This is a genomic window from Primorskyibacter sp. S187A, from assembly GCF_049800955.1.
Classification (GTDB): Bacteria; Pseudomonadota; Alphaproteobacteria; order Rhodobacterales; family Rhodobacteraceae; genus JAKVBH01.
In genome coordinates, this window is the sequence record NZ_JBNAGA010000001.1 from 1960126 (window position 1) to 1976192 (window position 16067).

The following is a 16067-nucleotide window of genomic DNA, read 5'->3' on the forward strand; positions in this document are numbered from 1 at the left end:
AATCCATAATGCTTGGATGCAGGACAAGACGATAGACAATGCTTTGCTGGAGCTTCGAAAGCAAATGATCCGTGGCGATCTACAAGGTCTGGACCACGTGGAGGCCCTACTTGAAATGCGGGGCGTTCACTTGCCCCGTGTGCTGCCCCGCAAACGTAGGGACGTTGCCAAGCGCGGGCACATGACCGCGATTGTGTATCAGGCGCTCAGCGATGGCCCCAAGCGGCTGAAAGAGGTGGTTGCATGTGTGGCCGCGAAGCGACCAGAGCTAGAGCCGGACCTTGCCTATGGCTGTACGTTGCGTGTGCTGGTCAAGATGAAGGCAAAAGGGCAGGTGCAGCGCGAGGGCGTTAGGGGCGGTCTATGGCGACTGGCTAGTTAATGCCTGCATCTTCCGTTAGTCCGCAACTCTCAGCTTCTTGAGTGCGGTGCCCAGTTTTTGGTCAAGACTTGCGATTTTTCGATAAATTGCTTTTCGGTCGCCTATCAATAAGAGAACTACCCGCCCCTGAGAGAGCGGGTAGTAAATTACGCGGAAGTTGGATACCCGTGCGCGATAAAACACGGGATTGGCTTTGATCTTTTCGACTTGGAGATTGCCATCTCCTGCGCGCAATTTCTTAATTGCACCCCAAACAGTCTTTTGATCTTGCTTCGATAGTTTCTTTATCGCTTTCTCTGCCTCAGGCGAGAATATTATCTCTTTGGGGTCCACTGGTCCCTCCGCTGTTGCCTTGAACTAGTCCATTTCTAGTTCCTGTTCGATCTCATCCATGGTCTTTCCTCCCTTTTCGTAAAACTCGTTGAGAGATCTTTGCGCCGCTTCGGCTTCTAGGGCCGCTTCAATTTCCAGCAGTCGCTCAACGCGCTCTATAAACTCCATTGAGACAACCGCGACACAGCGGTCTCTCTTTTGAACCAGAATTTTCTCGCCGAAATGTGCGGCGTCGATCAGGTCAGCGAAGTTTTTTCGTGCCTCTGTTGCAGTATATGTTCTGTTGGTGCGTTCAGCTCCTTGCATCCTTTGTTCCTTGTTCTGGCAGCACCCCCACATTGTAGGTAGCACGGTGGATTTGTACATTTTGTACACTTTGTAGTCAATGTTCAATTTGAACGTAGTGCGCATATTGACACATACACAAATGAACAAACGGTGTATTTAAGCAGAACGCTGCCAGTAACCTTTCCACTGCCGCGACACGGACGCGGCCATCGAATTGCTGACCACGACCAGCGCCAGCGTCCCGTTGTCGGTGCGACGATTGTCTTCCAGCCATGCCGCGTGATTGGCATACTGATAAAGATACTGCGGGCTGACGTGGTGGTGCTGGCCCTGCACCATGCGGCGCAGGCGGGAAAAATAGCTTTCAACCATGTTGGTGTGCTTGCCGTGGTCGCTGTAAATCTCGGAGTGGTTCACACGGTCAACGTGCCAGCCCATGTGCAATTCGTCCCAATGGCTGGCTTCGTCGGCTGACATGGTGGACAGGCGCGATACGTTCTCATTTGCCAGCGCTACGCCTTCGCCCTCCGCCATGCCCACGAACGGCAGGGTGCGCCCTTCACGCTCACGCATGGCGATCACGACGCGGCGCTTGCCCGTCTGATGTCGCTTCAAGCGACGATCTTTGCGGTCCTTCTTGGCGTTCTCAGGGCGGATGTGACCGCCAAAATACGCGCCATCAATCTCCACGTGACCCTCCAGCACTTCGCCCGTGTGGACTTCCATTGCCATCGCTTCGCGCAGCTTGTGGGCCAGCACAAAGGCTGTCTTGTACTGGCAGTCCAGATCACGGGAAAGCTGAACCATGCTCACGCCCTTTGATGCGTTCACGATGATGCAGATCGCGGCCAGCAGGTCCACAAAGTCCATCTTGCGTGAGGCAAAGATTGTGCCGGATGTGACGCTAAACTGGTGGTGACAAGCCTTGCACTTGAACTTGCGGCGCGTGGTGATCTTGTACGCCTCATCAAATCCACAGCACGGGCAAACGGCTTCGCCACCCGTTTCAGGCCAGCGCATTTCGCAGAAAGTTTGGTACGCAGCATCTTCACCAGCTTTGTAAATCAAGCGCAAAGAAAGCGTTCGAGATGCTGCTGAAAGGAGGAAGTGCTGTGCCATTGTACTCTCTGTGATTACTTATATCACAAATATAGTACGTATAGATCACGTTTACAATGGCAAATATCACATTTATAGTGCCTTTATCATCAACGGAGGCGCGTCATGCCAGATCAGAGCGATTGGGAATCCAAAGCGGCAAACATCTTGAAAGCCGAATTGAAGCGGCAAGGCGTCACTTACGCCCAGCTTGCTGAGCTGATTGGGGACAAAGAGCCGAACGTGCGCAACAAGCTGTCGCGCGGAAAGTTCAGTGCTGCTTTTCTTCTTCAGTCTTTGTCGGCGATCGGTCAGACTGATCTTCGATTGCAGTAGGTTCCTCGACTCCGGGATGTAGGTCTTGTGATGGCAGCGGAGATATCCAGTTGAGCCATTCAAGATGCTGCACGGCTAGAGATTCTTTTGGCTCGAAGAACAATGTGGTTCTATGGAATCGGCATCCACGAAACCTACAATCCCTGACCAGAAAGCCGTTATAGAACTTATTATCGCCCGATAACGCTACTGCGTCCACTTTGTCCGGCCATACGTTATCTATGCCGTTTCCGACTTCTAAATACAGGTTCGCAGGCCCAACAATCTCACAATTAACAAAGGTCTTACCCATAATGACCGGGTTAGACGGCAGGACGAAGTCGTTTAAGTATATTCTTTTTGCCTCAAATACCGTCGCCAACGGGTCAATGCCGCCTGTTTCTTGCATAAACTTAGCATCATAGCGTGATCTAACTGAACGCTGCTGGCCTGTGCCGTATATAAAAACCGCTAGCGCATAGCAAAGCAGACCACCAAAGCCAGCGACAACCCACGACAGGGGTGCATATTCACTAAACACGCCAGTTGCCTTTGTCGCCCAGGCTGGCAGTGCAAAACTCCCCGCAGGAACAAGAAGGCTCCAAATCACCGTTGCCAGTGAGAGCCGCCACTCGAAGTGCATGAAAAAATTGTTTAGCGTTCTGAACATGCCAGAACCATGCCGCAGCAACGGTACGATGTGGAGTCTCAATCATACCGCACCGCCCTTTGGTGCGTTTGATACATAAGCCCGAAAATACCTCGGGGAGTCGCAATCGCAGATTGCGGCGGGGCAGAGCCCCAAACCCGCGCGCCAAACTACTCGTCGTTCTGCTGACGCGCCCAGAGGCTGGCGTAGCGTCCATCTGACGCAAGCAAATCGTGATGCGTCCCGCGCTCCACGATCTCGCCCTTCTCCAGCACAACAATCTGATCCGCCTCGGCAATCGTCGACAAACGATGCGCGATGGTCAAAACGGTCCGACCTTCCGCCGCGCGGGCCAGAGCGCCCTTGATCTCTTGCTCCGTCTCACTGTCCAGAGCTGATGTCGCTTCATCCAGCAACAGGATCGGCGGGTTCTTGAGCAGCGTGCGCGCAATGCCCACGCGTTGCTTTTCCCCCCCGGACAACTTCAGCCCTCGCTCGCCCACCGCCGTGTCATACCCCTCAGGCAAGCTGAGAATGAAATCGTGGATCTGCGCGTCTTTCGCCGCCTGCACGATGTCTTCTTCCGTCGCATTATCGCGCCCATAGGCGATGTTATAGCGGATCGTGTCATTGAAGAGCACGGTGTCCTGCGGCACGACGCCAATGTGATCATGCAAACTCGTCTGGGTCACATCGCGGACATCCTGCTCATCGATGCTCAGCGCTCCCTTCGTTACGTCATAGAAGCGAAAGAGCAACCGACCAATCGTCGATTTACCAGAACCAGACGGCCCCACAATGGCCACTTGCGTGCCTGCAGGCACGGTAAGATCAACGCCTTTGAGAATGGGGCGCGCCGGGTCATAGCCAAAATGCACATCCCGCAGCGTAACCTCCCCGCCTTTCACGTCCAGCGCAGGCGCATCCGGCTTGTCGGCAATCTCGGCGGGTTGATCGAGTAGGTTGAACATCTCGCCCATATCCACCAGCGCCTGCCGGATCTCGCGATAGACCGTACCGAGGAAGTTCAGCGGCATGGTCAGCTGGATCATATAGGCGTTGACCATGACGAAATCGCCCACGGTCAGGTTCCCGTTTTCCACTCCAACCGCCGCCAACACCATGACAAGCACGAGCCCCGTCGTGATGATCAGCGCCTGGCCGAAATTGAGAAAGGCCAGCGAGTAGGATGTCTTGAGCGCTGCGGCCTCATAGCCCGCCATCGCCCTGTCATAGCGCCGCGCCTCGCGCGCCTCCGCGCCGAAATACTTGACCGTCTCGAAATTCAGCAGGCTGTCGATGGCCTTCTGATTGGCGTCCGTATCCTGATCGTTCATCTCGCGGCGCAGCTTCACGCGCCATTCAGTGACCTTGAAGGTAAACCAGACATAGAGCGCGATTGTGACGGCGACGACCGCGAGATACCGCGCGTCAAAGAGGAAAAAGAGCACGCCTGCAACGAGCAAAAGCTCCAGCGCCAGCGGCCCAATAGAGAACAAGAGAAACCGCAGGAGGAACTCGACCCCTTTGACCCCGCGCTCAATGATGCGGCTCAAACCGCCTGTCTTGCGCGTGATGTGATACCGCATGGAAAGGCGGTGAATATGCTCAAACGTCTCCAGTGCAAGTTGCCGCAGCGCGCGTTGGGCGACGGCTGCAAAGAGCGCATCGCGCAATTGCTGAAAGCCATTCCCCATGAGCCGGGCCATGCCGTAGGCCACCGTCAGGCCCACCGCACCCAGCATCAGGTTCGTGGCCTCTCCGCCCAGAGCATCCACAGCCTGCTTGTAGAGCATCGGCATGGTGACCATAACGATCTTGGACAAGACCAGCGCGGCCATGGCCAGCACAACTCGCAGGCGCAGATCCATACGGCCCTCGGGCCAGAGATAGGGCATCACGCGCCGGATCGTGCGCATGCCGGAGGCGCGTTCTTCTGCGGCAATATCCGCGGCGGATTTTTCGGGAGTGTCGCTGGCTGCGGCAGAGGTATCCGTGGCTGTCATGCCTCAGCATTTAATCCCGCAATGGCGGAATGACCAGTCACCCGCGTCGTTTCCTGTCAGATCACCGGGAGGTTCGGCTTAATCCGGAATATCAAAGACCTGCCCGGGGTAGATCAAATCAGGATCGCGAATGCGGTCCCGGTTGGCCTCGAACACGCGGACATAAAGAACCCCGTCGCCATAGCGTTCGCGCGCAATGGCCCAGAGCGTATTGCCCGGCTGGACTGTCAACACCCGCGCAGGCGCTGCGCTCTCGGTATCCTGCGCAACCAGATTGGCGCGGTCTTCGCGTTTGAAAGGCGTCTCCACGCGTGATGTGACGGTGCCCTCGGCATCCACCTCATCGACGCGGAGCGTGTAGACCCCTCTATCCACTTCCGGCAGATCAATACGCCAGGAGCCATCTTCGCGAATGCGAGACGTGGTGATCGGGGTATTGTCGAGATAGACCCGGACGAAGCCCTCCCGCGCGCGCCCTGTCAGAGCCACCTCCCCCTGATCGTCATAGCTGATGGAATCAAGCGCAATGGAATCGGTGACTTGAGGGGCCTGGAGGACACGGACCCCTTCTGCGTCCGCCGCCAGCACTGTTGGCGAAACCGTGGTCGCAGGCGCAACAGGCACAGGTTCCACGGGCGTTTCTGGCGCCTGAACGTCTGGCGCGGTGGCCGCCACTTCGGGCGCAGGCGCGTTTGGCTCTGCTGCCTGTTCCCTGACAGCTGTGACCTCTTGCGCAGGCGTCTCACCCGGTTGGGCATCAGCAACGTCGCTGGCGGTTAATTCTGGTTCAGAACCGGAGGTAGACAGCGATACTTCAGCTTCTGGCGCGGCAGCGACAATTGAACCGGCCTCGGCACCCGAAGTTGTGACACGCATTTGATCGTCAGCCTGCGCCGTTTCAACTGGATCAGGTGCTGTTTCTTGGACCTGCGCCACGTCGCTGCCTGTGTCGGCAGTGGTGCTCACGTCTATGGTGGGATTGTCTTGCGTCGGAGCCTCCGTCACTGGAGGCGGCGCATCCGCAGGGGGTGTCACATCCGCGATGTCATCGGCCTCCAATACCTCATCGCCCTCGACGGGCAGCAATGCCTCTGGCTCCGAGGCGTCTTGCTCATCGCTGTCTGCTTCAGCGTCAAGCTCCGCGATTGTTTGCGATTGGGGCTCTTCAGATGATGGGTCCGGCGCAGGGACGGCAGGCGCTTCTGCGACCTGCACAATGACAGGTGCAATGATGATCGCGTCTTCGCCTTCCACCCATGCCCCCTCAACCAAATGGGCAAGGGTCATAACGCGTGGGGCATCGCTGGGCGCGACATCAAGAAAGCTCACAAATTTCCCGCCGCGATCAGCCTCAACCTGGGCCGTATCGCGTCCGTCCAATCGAATAACGATGTTTGCTCCCGGAGCACCCTGCCCCGCGACCAGGGTTTGGCCCGAAGGCTCGACGCGCACGACGTCAAAGCTTGGAGCTATTGACGCAAGAACAGTTTCAGCTTCTACTTCTGTTTCGGGGTCTGGCGTCGCCGCACTTTCCACAGCCGCGCTCGGAGCCGATGCCGCGGCATCAGACGCAGTTGTCTCCACTGCGGCGCTCTCGGCTGGTGCGCGCGTTTCCGGCTGGGCGGGTTCCGTCGTCGGAGCCTCTGCAACGGCGGGCTCACCCTGCTGAACAGCGGAAGGATCCGGTCGAAAGACAAGTGCGCCCGCCACCACAAGCGCGGTCGCGGCGGCGCCACCTGCAAGAAGAGCTGTCCGAGCCATTTTGCCTCCCCCAGACCGGGCCGGAAAAAGGAGCCGCACAGCGGCCCCGTCTTGCGCGACCCTAACAACAGCGATAGGCGGGGTCAAAACCCCCGTGAGGTCTGCCCATGCCCGTATTTTCAGTCTGTGTCTATTGTGGCTCACGTGACGGCGCGCGCACCACCTATGCAGATTCTGCCGAGGCTTTGGGCCGGGGTCTTGGCGCGGCAGGATGGCGACTTGTCTATGGCGCGGGAGACGTCGGGCTCATGGGACGAGTGGCGCGCAGCGCGCAGGCCGCCGGCGCAGAGACCTTTGGCGTCATCCCGCAACATCTGGTGGACTGGGAAATCGGCAAGACCGATCTGACCACATATGTCGTGACCGAGACAATGCATGAGCGCAAAAAGGTCATGTTGATGAATTCAGACGCCGTTGTCCTTCTGCCCGGCGGCGCCGGGTCGCTGGAGGAAGTCTTTGAGGCGCTGACCTGGGCGCAATTGGGGCTCCACAAGAAGCCGATCGTGATCCTGAATATCGACGGCTACTGGGACCCGCTTCTGGCGCTGCTGAAGCATGTGATCGATCAAGGCTTTGCCGATGCGTCGCTTCGCGGGCTGTGGTCCGTGGCCGCGAGCGTCGAAGACGCCATGGACCTGTTGCGCTCTGCTGCAAAGGCCGCCACCGAGTAAAGCGCCAGCGCGATCCAGATCACCGGGAAGGTCACGCTGTACCAAAAGCCCAGAGACTCTCCGAGCACGGCGACGGCGCACAGGAATTGCAATGTCGGATTGAGATATTGCAGGAGGCCCACCGTAGCGAGCCGGATGCGTTTCGTCGCTGCGGAAAATAGCACGAGGGGCAGCGCGGTTAGCGGTCCTGACAGGATCAAAAGCCCCAGATCACGCCACGAAATAGACGCGCCGTATCCCTCGGGGCTGTCCCACAACAGCACGAGCGCCAAGGGCAATGAGACGACAACTTCTGCCGTAACCGATACCACCGGCCCCGCCTGAATGCGCTTTTTCAACAGCCCATAGAGCCCGAAGGTCACGGCGAGGATGAGCGATATCCACGGCGGGACGCCAAGCCCAAGTGTGAGCACAAGAACCGCCAGCGCGGCCAAGGCAACAGAGACCCATTGCAACCGCCCCAAACGCTCGCCAAAAAGCGCCGCCCCGAACACGACGCTCACCAGAGGGAAGATGAAATAGCCAAGTGACGCCTCTGTCACCCGCCCGGCCCCGATTGACCAAACGAAGGTATACCAATTGGCCCAGATACAGGCCGCAGCGAGCATCACCCAGCCAATGCTGCGCCATGCCAGCAGTGGCACCAAAGCGCGCAACCGCCCCTGCGCGCCCAAAAGCAGCATGAAGAACACAAGGGACCAGACCACACGATGCGCGAGGACATCCTGCGGCGGAATATGTTGGAGCAAAGCATAGTAGAGTGGCGAGAGCCCCCAGACGAGGCACGTGCCGACCATCATCAGCACACCAACCGTTTCGCGTCGCATCCCCGTCCCCTTTGCCTGCCGCAGCCTTGCGCTGCCATGCGCCGGGATGCAAGGTACTTCTCATGACCAAGTCAGACAGCCCCAAGACCCCGCCTCCGGATCGCTTGACGCAGGAATTGGGCGTCCTGCTGCGCCGCGAAACGGAAGCTCGCATTCTGGCACCTGTAATATCTGCGCTGGCCGACCGCTTTGGCGCTGAGGTTCTCGATGTGGTGCGCGAAACGATCATCGACATCGCGCGTGACCAAGGGGCTGCGCTGGCCAAGGAACACGGCGCCGACAGCAGCGCTTTCCAGGATACGCTTCAATACTGGACTGCCAACAACGCCTTGGAAATTGAGGTTCTTCGCGATGATGGCAGACATCTGGACTTCAACGTGACGCGATGTCGATATGCCGAGATGTATCGCAGTCTGGGCATCGAGGATCTGGGCGCGATCTTGAGTTGCAACCGCGACGGCGCACTGATTGAGGGGTTCAATCCAGACGCAAAATTCGAACGCGCCCAAACCATTCTGGCGGGCGCGTCCTGTTGTACGTTTCGCTACGATTTTGGCGACAGCTGACGGCTAACGTCCTGACAGCTCCGCCCCGCGTTACGCCAGGGCGTCAATCTCTTTGATCAATGCAGCACAGCTGTCCGCACAGGCTTTGCACTCGGCATGGTCTTCCGCGTGTTTCAAGCATTCCGTCTCACATGCTTTGACCACCATGCGCGCCGCCGATGCCATGTGGCCCAGATGCGGTGAGGCAGATGAAGCCAGCGCTTTGAGGGCAGCTGCGGTCGGCACCAGATCTGTCACGGATGTGAGGCAATCAATGATCGACGTGTCGCCCGCCTTGATCAACACGATGCAATGGGCCTGACAGGCCACAGCTTTCGCACCGCAATCCGCACTCGCAACGGCGAGGCTCGCATGCTTGCCATGCGCGGAGTGGTCGTGGCCACTATGATCATGGCCGCCGTGATCCATCGTGTCAGAGGCGCGCAGCGCGGTCGCCGCCGTTGCAGCCCCTGCTGCCAAACCAAAAAGATGCCTTCTGTTCATATTCTGTCTCCCGAAAGGTCCCAATAGAGTTCAGAGGTATGGCGACAGAGTGTCAAAACAAGCTATCCCTTTGTTTCGAATGAATAATTGAGATTTCTCAAATTCCAGAGCGCAGCAATCCCCAAGCACCCGTCGCCTTGCTTGCACCCCTGCGGCTGTTCCCCTCTTGTCGTGCGCCGACAAATCTCCTAGGCCCCGCTGGAAGACAGACGATGCTCGAGGGGAGACAGACATGCCGAAAACAATCGTCAACAGCTGGAACGAATGGGACCCGCTCAAACATGTGATCGTGGGCCGCGCGGATGATTGCCACATCCCGCCCGAAGAGCCCGCGCTGGATGCGAAAGTCCCCGAAGACAGCGATATGCGCGGCCAATGGGGCCGTCGTCCGCAGGAGACGATTGACCGGGCCAATGAGCTCTTGGACAATTTCGCGGCACAGCTCGAGGCCCGTGGCGTGCGCGTGGATCGGCCCACCTCCATTGATCATTCCCAACCTGTGACAACGCCTGATTTCCACACAGACAGCCAGTTCGGCTGCATGCCGCCCCGCGATGTGCTGCTGACAGTGGGCTCGGAAATTCTTGAGGCGACGATGTCTTACCGGTGCCGCTGGTTTGAATATCTCAACTACCGACCCCTGTTGCAGCGCTACTGGGAAGAGGACCCCAACTTCCGCCATGAGGCTGCGCCCAAGCCGCGCCTGACGGATGCGGATTACCATCCCGACTACCTCTCCGAGAAGATCGGCGATGCCAAGCGGCTGGAATGGGCGGCAGAAAAGTTCTTCGTCACGACGGAGGAAGAGCCGCTTTTTGACGCCGCCGACGTGCTGCGCTTTGGCCGCGACCTCGTCGTGCAACACGGGTTCACGACGAACCTCAAAGGCATCGAATGGCTGCGCCGCCACTTCCCCGATCACCGGGTCCATACCGTGAACTTCCCCGGCGACCCCTACCCGATCCACATCGACGCGACCTTCACGCCCCTGCGCCCCGGCCTCATCCTGAACAATCCCCAGCGCCGCCTGCCTGACGATCAGCGCAAGATGTTCAACGACAACGACTGGGAGATCGTGGACGCGGCTCAACCCGCGCACAATACGCCGCCGCCGCTGTGTTATTCCTCCACTTGGCTTTCGATGAACGTGCTGGTGCTCGATCCCAAGACGGTCTGCGTCGAGAAATCCGAGGTCTATCAGGCCGAACAGATGGACAAGCTCGGCATGGAGGTCGTCGAGGTCGACCTGCGCGACGCCTACGCCTTCGGCGGCGGGCTTCATTGCTGCACGGCGGATGTCTATCGCGAGGGTGGCTGCGAGGATTACTTCCCCACGCAATCCTGAACACGACGGGAGCGACGCCCCTGCACGGGAGGCGTTGTTCCCACCCAGATCCCTTCCATCACTGTCTGCGTCGCATCGGTGCGACAAGGCTCCTGCACCCCACATCGAATGCCGCGTCAAGCCGCTTTGCGAGACAAAGCGTGCGTTCGCTGCGGTTGCGCAAGCAACCGTCTGGGGCGCGGAATGCACCTTTCGGTTTGGATTGCATGCAATTTACCCACTTTCGATAGGACAGCCCCTCAATCCATCGACCCTCGGAACAAGCAAAAGCTCTCTTTCTTTCATTTCCATGTCGACCATCAAGAAATGGTCGTTCTCTGTAGTCCCAGAACAGACTTTGGCCATTTTGCCAGGTGCCTTGGGTTTGCTCCGCGGCTTGAGACACGGGACCTCAGCTGAGTTCCTCCCAGGCATCGTATTGCGATAGAAACACCTCACCGCCCATATCCTCCAGAAAATGCGAGCGTTTCAACCGGTCCATCACAGGGCCTTTCACCTCTGACAGATGCAGGCGCACGCCCATGTCCTTGAGCCGCAGATTGATCGCCTCAAGGCTTTCCAGCGCCGAGTAATCCACGTCATTCACGGCCGAGCACATCAAGACCACGTCGCGCACCGCACAGCCGTCGGTCACACGTTGCTGGATAAGATCCTCCAGGAAGCGGGCGTTCACGAAATACAGGCTTTCATCGACGCGCAATGTCACAAGCGATGGTGTCGTTTCGACTGCATGGCGATGGATGTTGCGGAAGTGTTGAGTGCCCGGGACAAGACCGACTTCAGCCACGTGTGGCCGAGACGTTTTGTAAAGATGCAGAAGGACGGAAACGATCACACCGCTCGCCACACCAACCTCTACACCCATACCAAGCGTCAGAAGGATCGTGGCAGCTACAGCGATGAAGTCGGCACGAGAATAACCCCATGTTTTCTTCAGGATCGACAGATCCACGAGTGAAAGAACAGCGACGATAATGGTCGCCGCCAAGGTCGCATTGGGCAGAAAGAACACCAGCGGCGTCAGCGCCACGGCGGCGACGGCCAAGCCAATCGCTGTGTAAATGCCTGCTGCCGGCGTCTCGGCGCCCGCGTCGAAGTTCACGACGGAGCGCGAGAACCCGCCTGTCACGGGAAACCCACCGGTAAAGGCAGCCCCGAGGTTGGCAGCGCCCAAGCCAATGAGTTCCTGATCGGGGTCAATGCGTTGACGTTTCTTCGCAGCAAGTGTCTGCGCCACCGAGACACTTTCGACAAAGCCGATGATGGAGATCAGGATAGCCGGGATCAACAATGTGCCAACGAGATCGCCGGACAGGCCCGGCATTGTGAGCGGTGGGAGGCTTTGCGGCACATCGCCAACAGTCTTCACACCCTGTTCGGCCAGCCCGAACCCCCACACGGCAAGCGTTGTTCCCACGACCGCGAAGACCGGGCCGCCTTTGGACAGAAGATCGGTGAGCACTGGTCCTGTGCCAAGCCGTTTCAACAGCGGTTTGAGATTACCCCGGACCCAAAACAGAAAGCCCGCGGCACTCACCCCAATGATCACTGTGATCCAGTTGATCTCGTTCAAATGCGCAAAGATCGACATCATCATTTCGGGGAGCGTATGGCCGTGGGCAGAAACCCCAAGGATATGCTTGAGCTGACTCGTGGCGATCAAAATACCCGAAGCGGTGATAAATCCCGCAACCACCGGATGGCTCAGGAAATTGGCAAGAAACCCAAGGCGCAACACGCCCAACAGAACCAGAAAGCCCCCCGACAGGAATGCCAACGTTAGCGCGGCGACGGCATAGCCCGTCGTGCCCTGCTCGGCCACTTGGCCAATGGCAGACGCCGTCAACAATGACACAACAGCCACTGGTCCCACGGCCAGCGCCCGCGACGTGCCAAAGATCGCATAGAGGATGATCGGCGCAATGGAGGCATAGATGCCCGCTTCGGGCGGCAAACCCGCGAGCAGCGCATAGGCCAGCGATTGCGGGATCAGCATGATCGTAACGATCACCGCCGCGATCATGTCATTCGACAAGGCCTTGCGGTCGTACTGACGACCCCAGTCAAAAATTGGAATGAACCGGCGCAAGGAATGGGACATGGGGGGGGTCCGTCAACCAAGAGCGCAATCCGAAAAGCGGTTTTCGGAACAAATTACGCATCAAAACAAAAGTTGGAGCAGCGGCACGTTTTAGATTTCCTGGCCGCGGCTATAAAGACGGACGGCCTCTTCTGTTCGCACAAGAGACCGTCCGCCACTCATCGCGCAAGAAGCGAGGGTTGCGCGACGTCCTGATCGCGCCTTATTCGGCTGCGACCTTGATCTTTTCAGGCTTGGCCATCCACTCCTTACCCTTCAGCATGGCCTTCCAGTAGATCGGGGGCAGCATGGTCTCTTTCAGGAACCACGCCGCTCGGCTGGGTTTGGTGCCATCGAGCAGGAAGGACGGGAAGCTGGGCTTGAGAACCCCACCGTAGCCAAACTCGGCCAGCACGATCTTGCCGCGCTCCACCGTGAGCGGGCAGGATCCATAGCCGTCATAAGCGGATGTGGGCGAGCGACCTGCGATATCGGCAACGATATTGTCCGCCACAGTGGGTGCCTGTTTGCGCGCCGCAGCTGCCGTCTTGGCGTTTGGCGCGTTCATGACATCCCCAAGAGACCAGACATTGTCGAAGGTCTTGTGCCGCAGCGTCGCCTGATCCACACCGACCCAACCTGCCGCATCTGCCAGTGGAGAGACGCGGATGAAGTCTGGGGCCACCTGCGGCGGGCAGACATGCATCATGTCGAACGCGACCGTGACCTCGGCCGGATCCGTGTCCGGCCTGGCGACCTTGAAGGTTGCAGTCTTGGCCGCGCCATCAACGGCTGTCAGGTTGTGAAAAAAGTTCAGCGTCGCGTCATACTTTTCGACATATGTCTCAAGCGCTGGAACGTAGTCCTTCACGCCAAACAGCACACCGCCTGCGTTCATGAACTGAATGTTGATGTCTTTCAGGCGACCATTGCGGTGCCAGGCATCACCAGACAGATACATTGCCTTTTGGGGCGCTCCGGCACATTTGATGGGCATCGGCGGCTGGGTGAAGAGGGCGCGGCCCTCTTTCAGATCTTTCACCAACTGCCAAGTGTAAGGTGCGAGATCATAACGGTAGTTTGAGGTCACGCCATTTCGGCCCAGCGTTTCTTCCAGGCCTTCGACAGCATCCCAATCAAGCTTGAGACCCGGGCAGACCACCAACCGATCATATTTCACGACGCGGCAGCCATCGAGGATGACGGCGTTGTTCTGCGGCTCAAATGCGGCCACCGCTGATTTGATCCAGTGCACGCCTTGAGGAATGAGGGAGCCCATTGTCTTGGCTGTTTGCTGCGCATCAAAGATGCCGCCGCCGACCATGGTCCAGCCGGGCTGGTAATAGTGAATGTCCGCCGGGTCGATCACAGCGATCTTAAGACCCGGTTTGCGCGATTTCAGGCTCGCCGCGACAGAAATCCCCCCTGCCCCGGCCCCGACAATAACGACCTCGAAATGCGCATCACCTGTATCAGTTGGTGTCTTGCCGCCATTGGCAATCCGCCGCGCGACACCGTTCATGTCGTAGCCAGCGGCCTTGGTTGCGGCGAGGATCTCGGGCATGGGGCGCTTCTTGGATTCGTGGAAAGACCACAGAGTGGCAGAACGCGTTCCCGTCCGGCAATAGGCGAGCACCGGGCGCTGGATCTCATTTAAAGCCGCCCCAAAAGCCGCGACATCTTCATCGCGCACCATACCGGATTGGACCGGCACATAGCGCGCCTCAATTCCTGCCGTCTTGGCAGCTGCCTCGATTTCTTCAAATGAGGGCTGGTCCGCGCCTTCACCGTCGGGGCGGTTGCAGATGATGGCACGGAAGCCTTGCGCCGCGATTTCGCCCATGTCTTCGGCCGTGATTTGCGGGCTGACCGAAACCTTGTCGGTGATTTTCTTCATGTCCATGTGGGTCCCTCGTCCGGATGTGTTTACAGGCCGTTGATCGGTACTTTGAGCATCGGGTTGCCGTCCTTGTCGGTCGGGACTTCGCCTGCGCGCATGTTCACTTGCAGGGACGGAATGATGAGCTTGGGCATATCCAGCTGCGCATCACGCTCGGTGCGGAACTTGACGAAGTCTTCCTTGGTTTTGCCCGCGCCGACATGGATGTTGTCGGCCTTTTGCTCGGCAACGGTCGTCTCCCATGCAATTGCGCGCCCGTTCGGGCCGTAGTCATGACACATGAACAGCCGTGTCTGATCAGGCAGGGCCAGCACCTTCTGGATGCTGTCATAAAGCTCTTCGGCAGAGCCGCCGGGAAAGTCGCAGCGCGCGGAGCCTCCGTCGGGCATGAAGAGCGTATCGCCGACAAACGCCGCATCGCCCATGACGTGCACCATGCAGGCCGGGGTATGGCCGGGCGTGTAGATGGCAAAGCACTGCATGTCGCCGACCATATAGGTGTCGCCATCCTCGAAGAGCGCGTCGAATTGCGAGCCGTCCCGCTCGAACTCGGTGCCTTCGTTGAACACTTTGCCGAATGTTTCCTGCACGACAGTGATCTTTGATCCCACGCCGATCTTCCCACCCAGCTTTTGCTGGATATAGGGCGCCGCACTCAAGTGGTCGGCATGGACGTGCGTTTCGATGATCCACTCCAGCTTGAGACCTTGCGTCTCGATCTGGCGGATCAGCTCATCAGCATGATCAAAGGTGATGCGACCGGCGGCGTAGTCGATATCCATCACGGTATCGACGAGCGCGCAGCTATTGGATGCGGGGTCCTTGACGATATAGGTGATGGTGTTCGTCGCCTCGTCAAAGAAGGCCTGAACGTCGGGTTTCACGGTGATGTCGACAGGATAGTGTGTCATATGCCTCTCCTCCTCAAGACGCCGGCTGCGCCTTTGGTGCTCCGATGGATTGAACGAATTTGGCCAGGAAAATTCCCGCGATCAGCGCGCCCGTGAAGGCAAAGACTTCCCAGCGGCCCGTCCCAAGTGCAGGCAGCGCGCCGCCCGGGCAGAAGCCCGCGATGCCCCAGCCGATGCCAAAGACAGCAGAGCCGCCGATCAGGCGTGCGTCAATCCGGCGATGGGCAGGAAGGTTGAAGCCATCTTCAAACACGGGCGCAGACCGGCCGAAAACGATCTTGTAGCCGATAAAGGTGGTGACCAGCGCGCCTCCCATGACGAAGATCAGCGATGGATCCCAGGCCCCTGCAATGTCGAAGAAATTGAGCACTTTGGCAGGGTTCGCCATGCCGGAGATCGCAATCCCTACGCCAAAAATGAGGCCGATCAGATATATTGAAAGAAGACGCATG

At 58.4% G+C, this 16067-nt stretch carries 17 protein-coding genes; 5 read left to right on the top strand and 12 right to left on the bottom strand.

Translation table 11 applies throughout. The features are described 5' to 3' along the window. Positions 1-181: 181 nt before the first annotated feature. On the top strand, positions 182-382 hold the full coding sequence (locus ACP15S_RS09755) for a hypothetical protein (protein WP_425039377.1): 201 nt from the start codon (positions 182-184) through the stop codon (positions 380-382). Positions 383-397: 15 nt separating this feature from the next. Here ACP15S_RS09755 and ACP15S_RS09760 read toward each other — a convergent pair whose 3' ends face one another. The 3 genes from ACP15S_RS09760 to ACP15S_RS09770 all read right to left on the bottom strand — a co-directional run bounded on the left by ACP15S_RS09760 (position 398) and on the right by ACP15S_RS09770 (position 2122). After that, on the bottom strand, positions 398-715 hold the full coding sequence (locus ACP15S_RS09760) for a type II toxin-antitoxin system RelE family toxin (RefSeq protein ID WP_425039378.1): 318 nt from the start codon (positions 713-715) through the stop codon (positions 398-400). 24 nt (positions 716-739) lie between these two features. Beyond that, the gene (locus ACP15S_RS09765) at positions 740-1021 is read right to left on the bottom strand and encodes a type II toxin-antitoxin system Phd/YefM family antitoxin (protein ID WP_425039379.1); all 282 of its coding nucleotides are present in this window, start codon (positions 1019-1021) and stop codon (positions 740-742) included. A 138-nt stretch (positions 1022-1159) separates the two neighbouring features. Beyond that, entirely contained in the window at positions 1160-2122 is a 963-nt protein-coding gene (locus ACP15S_RS09770) for an IS1595 family transposase (RefSeq protein WP_425039380.1), read from the bottom strand. 105 nt (positions 2123-2227) lie between these two features. Here ACP15S_RS09770 and ACP15S_RS09775 point away from each other — a divergent pair, with 105 nt between their 5' ends. Then, entirely contained in the window at positions 2228-2437 is a 210-nt protein-coding gene (locus ACP15S_RS09775; RefSeq protein ID WP_425039381.1) for a DUF6471 domain-containing protein, read from the top strand. On the opposite strand, the gene ACP15S_RS09780 is transcribed toward ACP15S_RS09775, so the two are convergent. The 3 genes from ACP15S_RS09780 to ACP15S_RS09790 form a co-directional block, all read right to left on the bottom strand. Then, a complete protein-coding gene (locus ACP15S_RS09780; protein ID WP_425039382.1) occupies positions 2373-3086 on the bottom strand; it encodes a hypothetical protein in 714 nt (237 codons plus the stop codon). The genes ACP15S_RS09775 and ACP15S_RS09780 overlap by 65 nt on opposite strands. A gap of 149 nt (positions 3087-3235) precedes the next feature. Beyond that, entirely contained in the window at positions 3236-5071 is a 1836-nt protein-coding gene (locus ACP15S_RS09785; protein WP_425039383.1) for an ABCB family ABC transporter ATP-binding protein/permease, read from the bottom strand. A 78-nt stretch (positions 5072-5149) separates the two neighbouring features. Then, positions 5150-6832 carry a LysM peptidoglycan-binding domain-containing protein gene (locus ACP15S_RS09790; protein ID WP_425039384.1) on the bottom strand — a complete coding sequence of 561 codons (1683 nt, stop codon included), beginning with the start codon at positions 6830-6832 and terminating at the stop codon, positions 5150-5152. A 107-nt stretch (positions 6833-6939) separates the two neighbouring features. On the opposite strand from ACP15S_RS09790, the gene ACP15S_RS09795 reads away from it, so the two are divergent. Beyond that, positions 6940-7503, top strand: a complete 564-nt coding sequence (locus ACP15S_RS09795; RefSeq protein ID WP_425039385.1) for a TIGR00730 family Rossman fold protein — start codon at positions 6940-6942, stop codon at positions 7501-7503. On the opposite strand, the gene rarD is transcribed toward ACP15S_RS09795, so the two are convergent. Then, positions 7398-8330 carry an EamA family transporter RarD gene (rarD, locus tag ACP15S_RS09800; RefSeq protein WP_425039386.1) on the bottom strand — a complete coding sequence of 311 codons (933 nt, stop codon included), beginning with the start codon at positions 8328-8330 and terminating at the stop codon, positions 7398-7400. The genes ACP15S_RS09795 and rarD overlap by 106 nt on opposite strands. Before the next feature lie 62 nt (positions 8331-8392). Here rarD and ACP15S_RS09805 point away from each other — a divergent pair, with 62 nt between their 5' ends. Further along, positions 8393-8896, top strand: coding sequence for an L-2-amino-thiazoline-4-carboxylic acid hydrolase (locus ACP15S_RS09805; RefSeq protein WP_425039387.1), 504 nt, complete (start codon positions 8393-8395; stop codon positions 8894-8896). A gap of 30 nt (positions 8897-8926) precedes the next feature. On the opposite strand, the gene ACP15S_RS09810 is transcribed toward ACP15S_RS09805, so the two are convergent. Next, positions 8927-9379: a Csp1 family four helix bundle copper storage protein gene (locus ACP15S_RS09810; RefSeq protein ID WP_425039388.1), complete on the bottom strand. Its 453-nt coding sequence runs from the start codon at positions 9377-9379 to the stop codon at positions 8927-8929. 232 nt (positions 9380-9611) lie between these two features. Between ACP15S_RS09810 and ACP15S_RS09815 the strand changes: the two genes are divergently transcribed. Further along, on the top strand, positions 9612-10724 hold the full coding sequence (locus ACP15S_RS09815; protein WP_425039389.1) for a serine/threonine protein kinase: 1113 nt from the start codon (positions 9612-9614) through the stop codon (positions 10722-10724). 391 nt (positions 10725-11115) lie between these two features. Here ACP15S_RS09815 and ACP15S_RS09820 read toward each other — a convergent pair whose 3' ends face one another. The 4 genes from ACP15S_RS09820 to ACP15S_RS09835 all read right to left on the bottom strand — a co-directional run bounded on the left by ACP15S_RS09820 (position 11116) and on the right by ACP15S_RS09835 (position 16066). After that, positions 11116-12825 (bottom strand): SulP family inorganic anion transporter, encoded by a 1710-nt coding sequence (locus ACP15S_RS09820; protein ID WP_425039390.1) that lies wholly within the window; start codon positions 12823-12825, stop codon positions 11116-11118. 202 nt (positions 12826-13027) lie between these two features. Beyond that, positions 13028-14707, bottom strand: a complete 1680-nt coding sequence (locus ACP15S_RS09825) for a TIGR01244 family sulfur transferase (protein WP_425039391.1) — start codon at positions 14705-14707, stop codon at positions 13028-13030. A gap of 23 nt (positions 14708-14730) precedes the next feature. Further along, positions 14731-15615, bottom strand: coding sequence for an MBL fold metallo-hydrolase (locus ACP15S_RS09830; protein WP_425039392.1), 885 nt, complete (start codon positions 15613-15615; stop codon positions 14731-14733). Positions 15616-15628: 13 nt separating this feature from the next. Continuing rightward, positions 15629-16066 (bottom strand): DUF6691 family protein, encoded by a 438-nt coding sequence (locus tag ACP15S_RS09835; RefSeq protein ID WP_425039393.1) that lies wholly within the window; start codon positions 16064-16066, stop codon positions 15629-15631. Position 16067 lies beyond the last annotated feature (1 nt).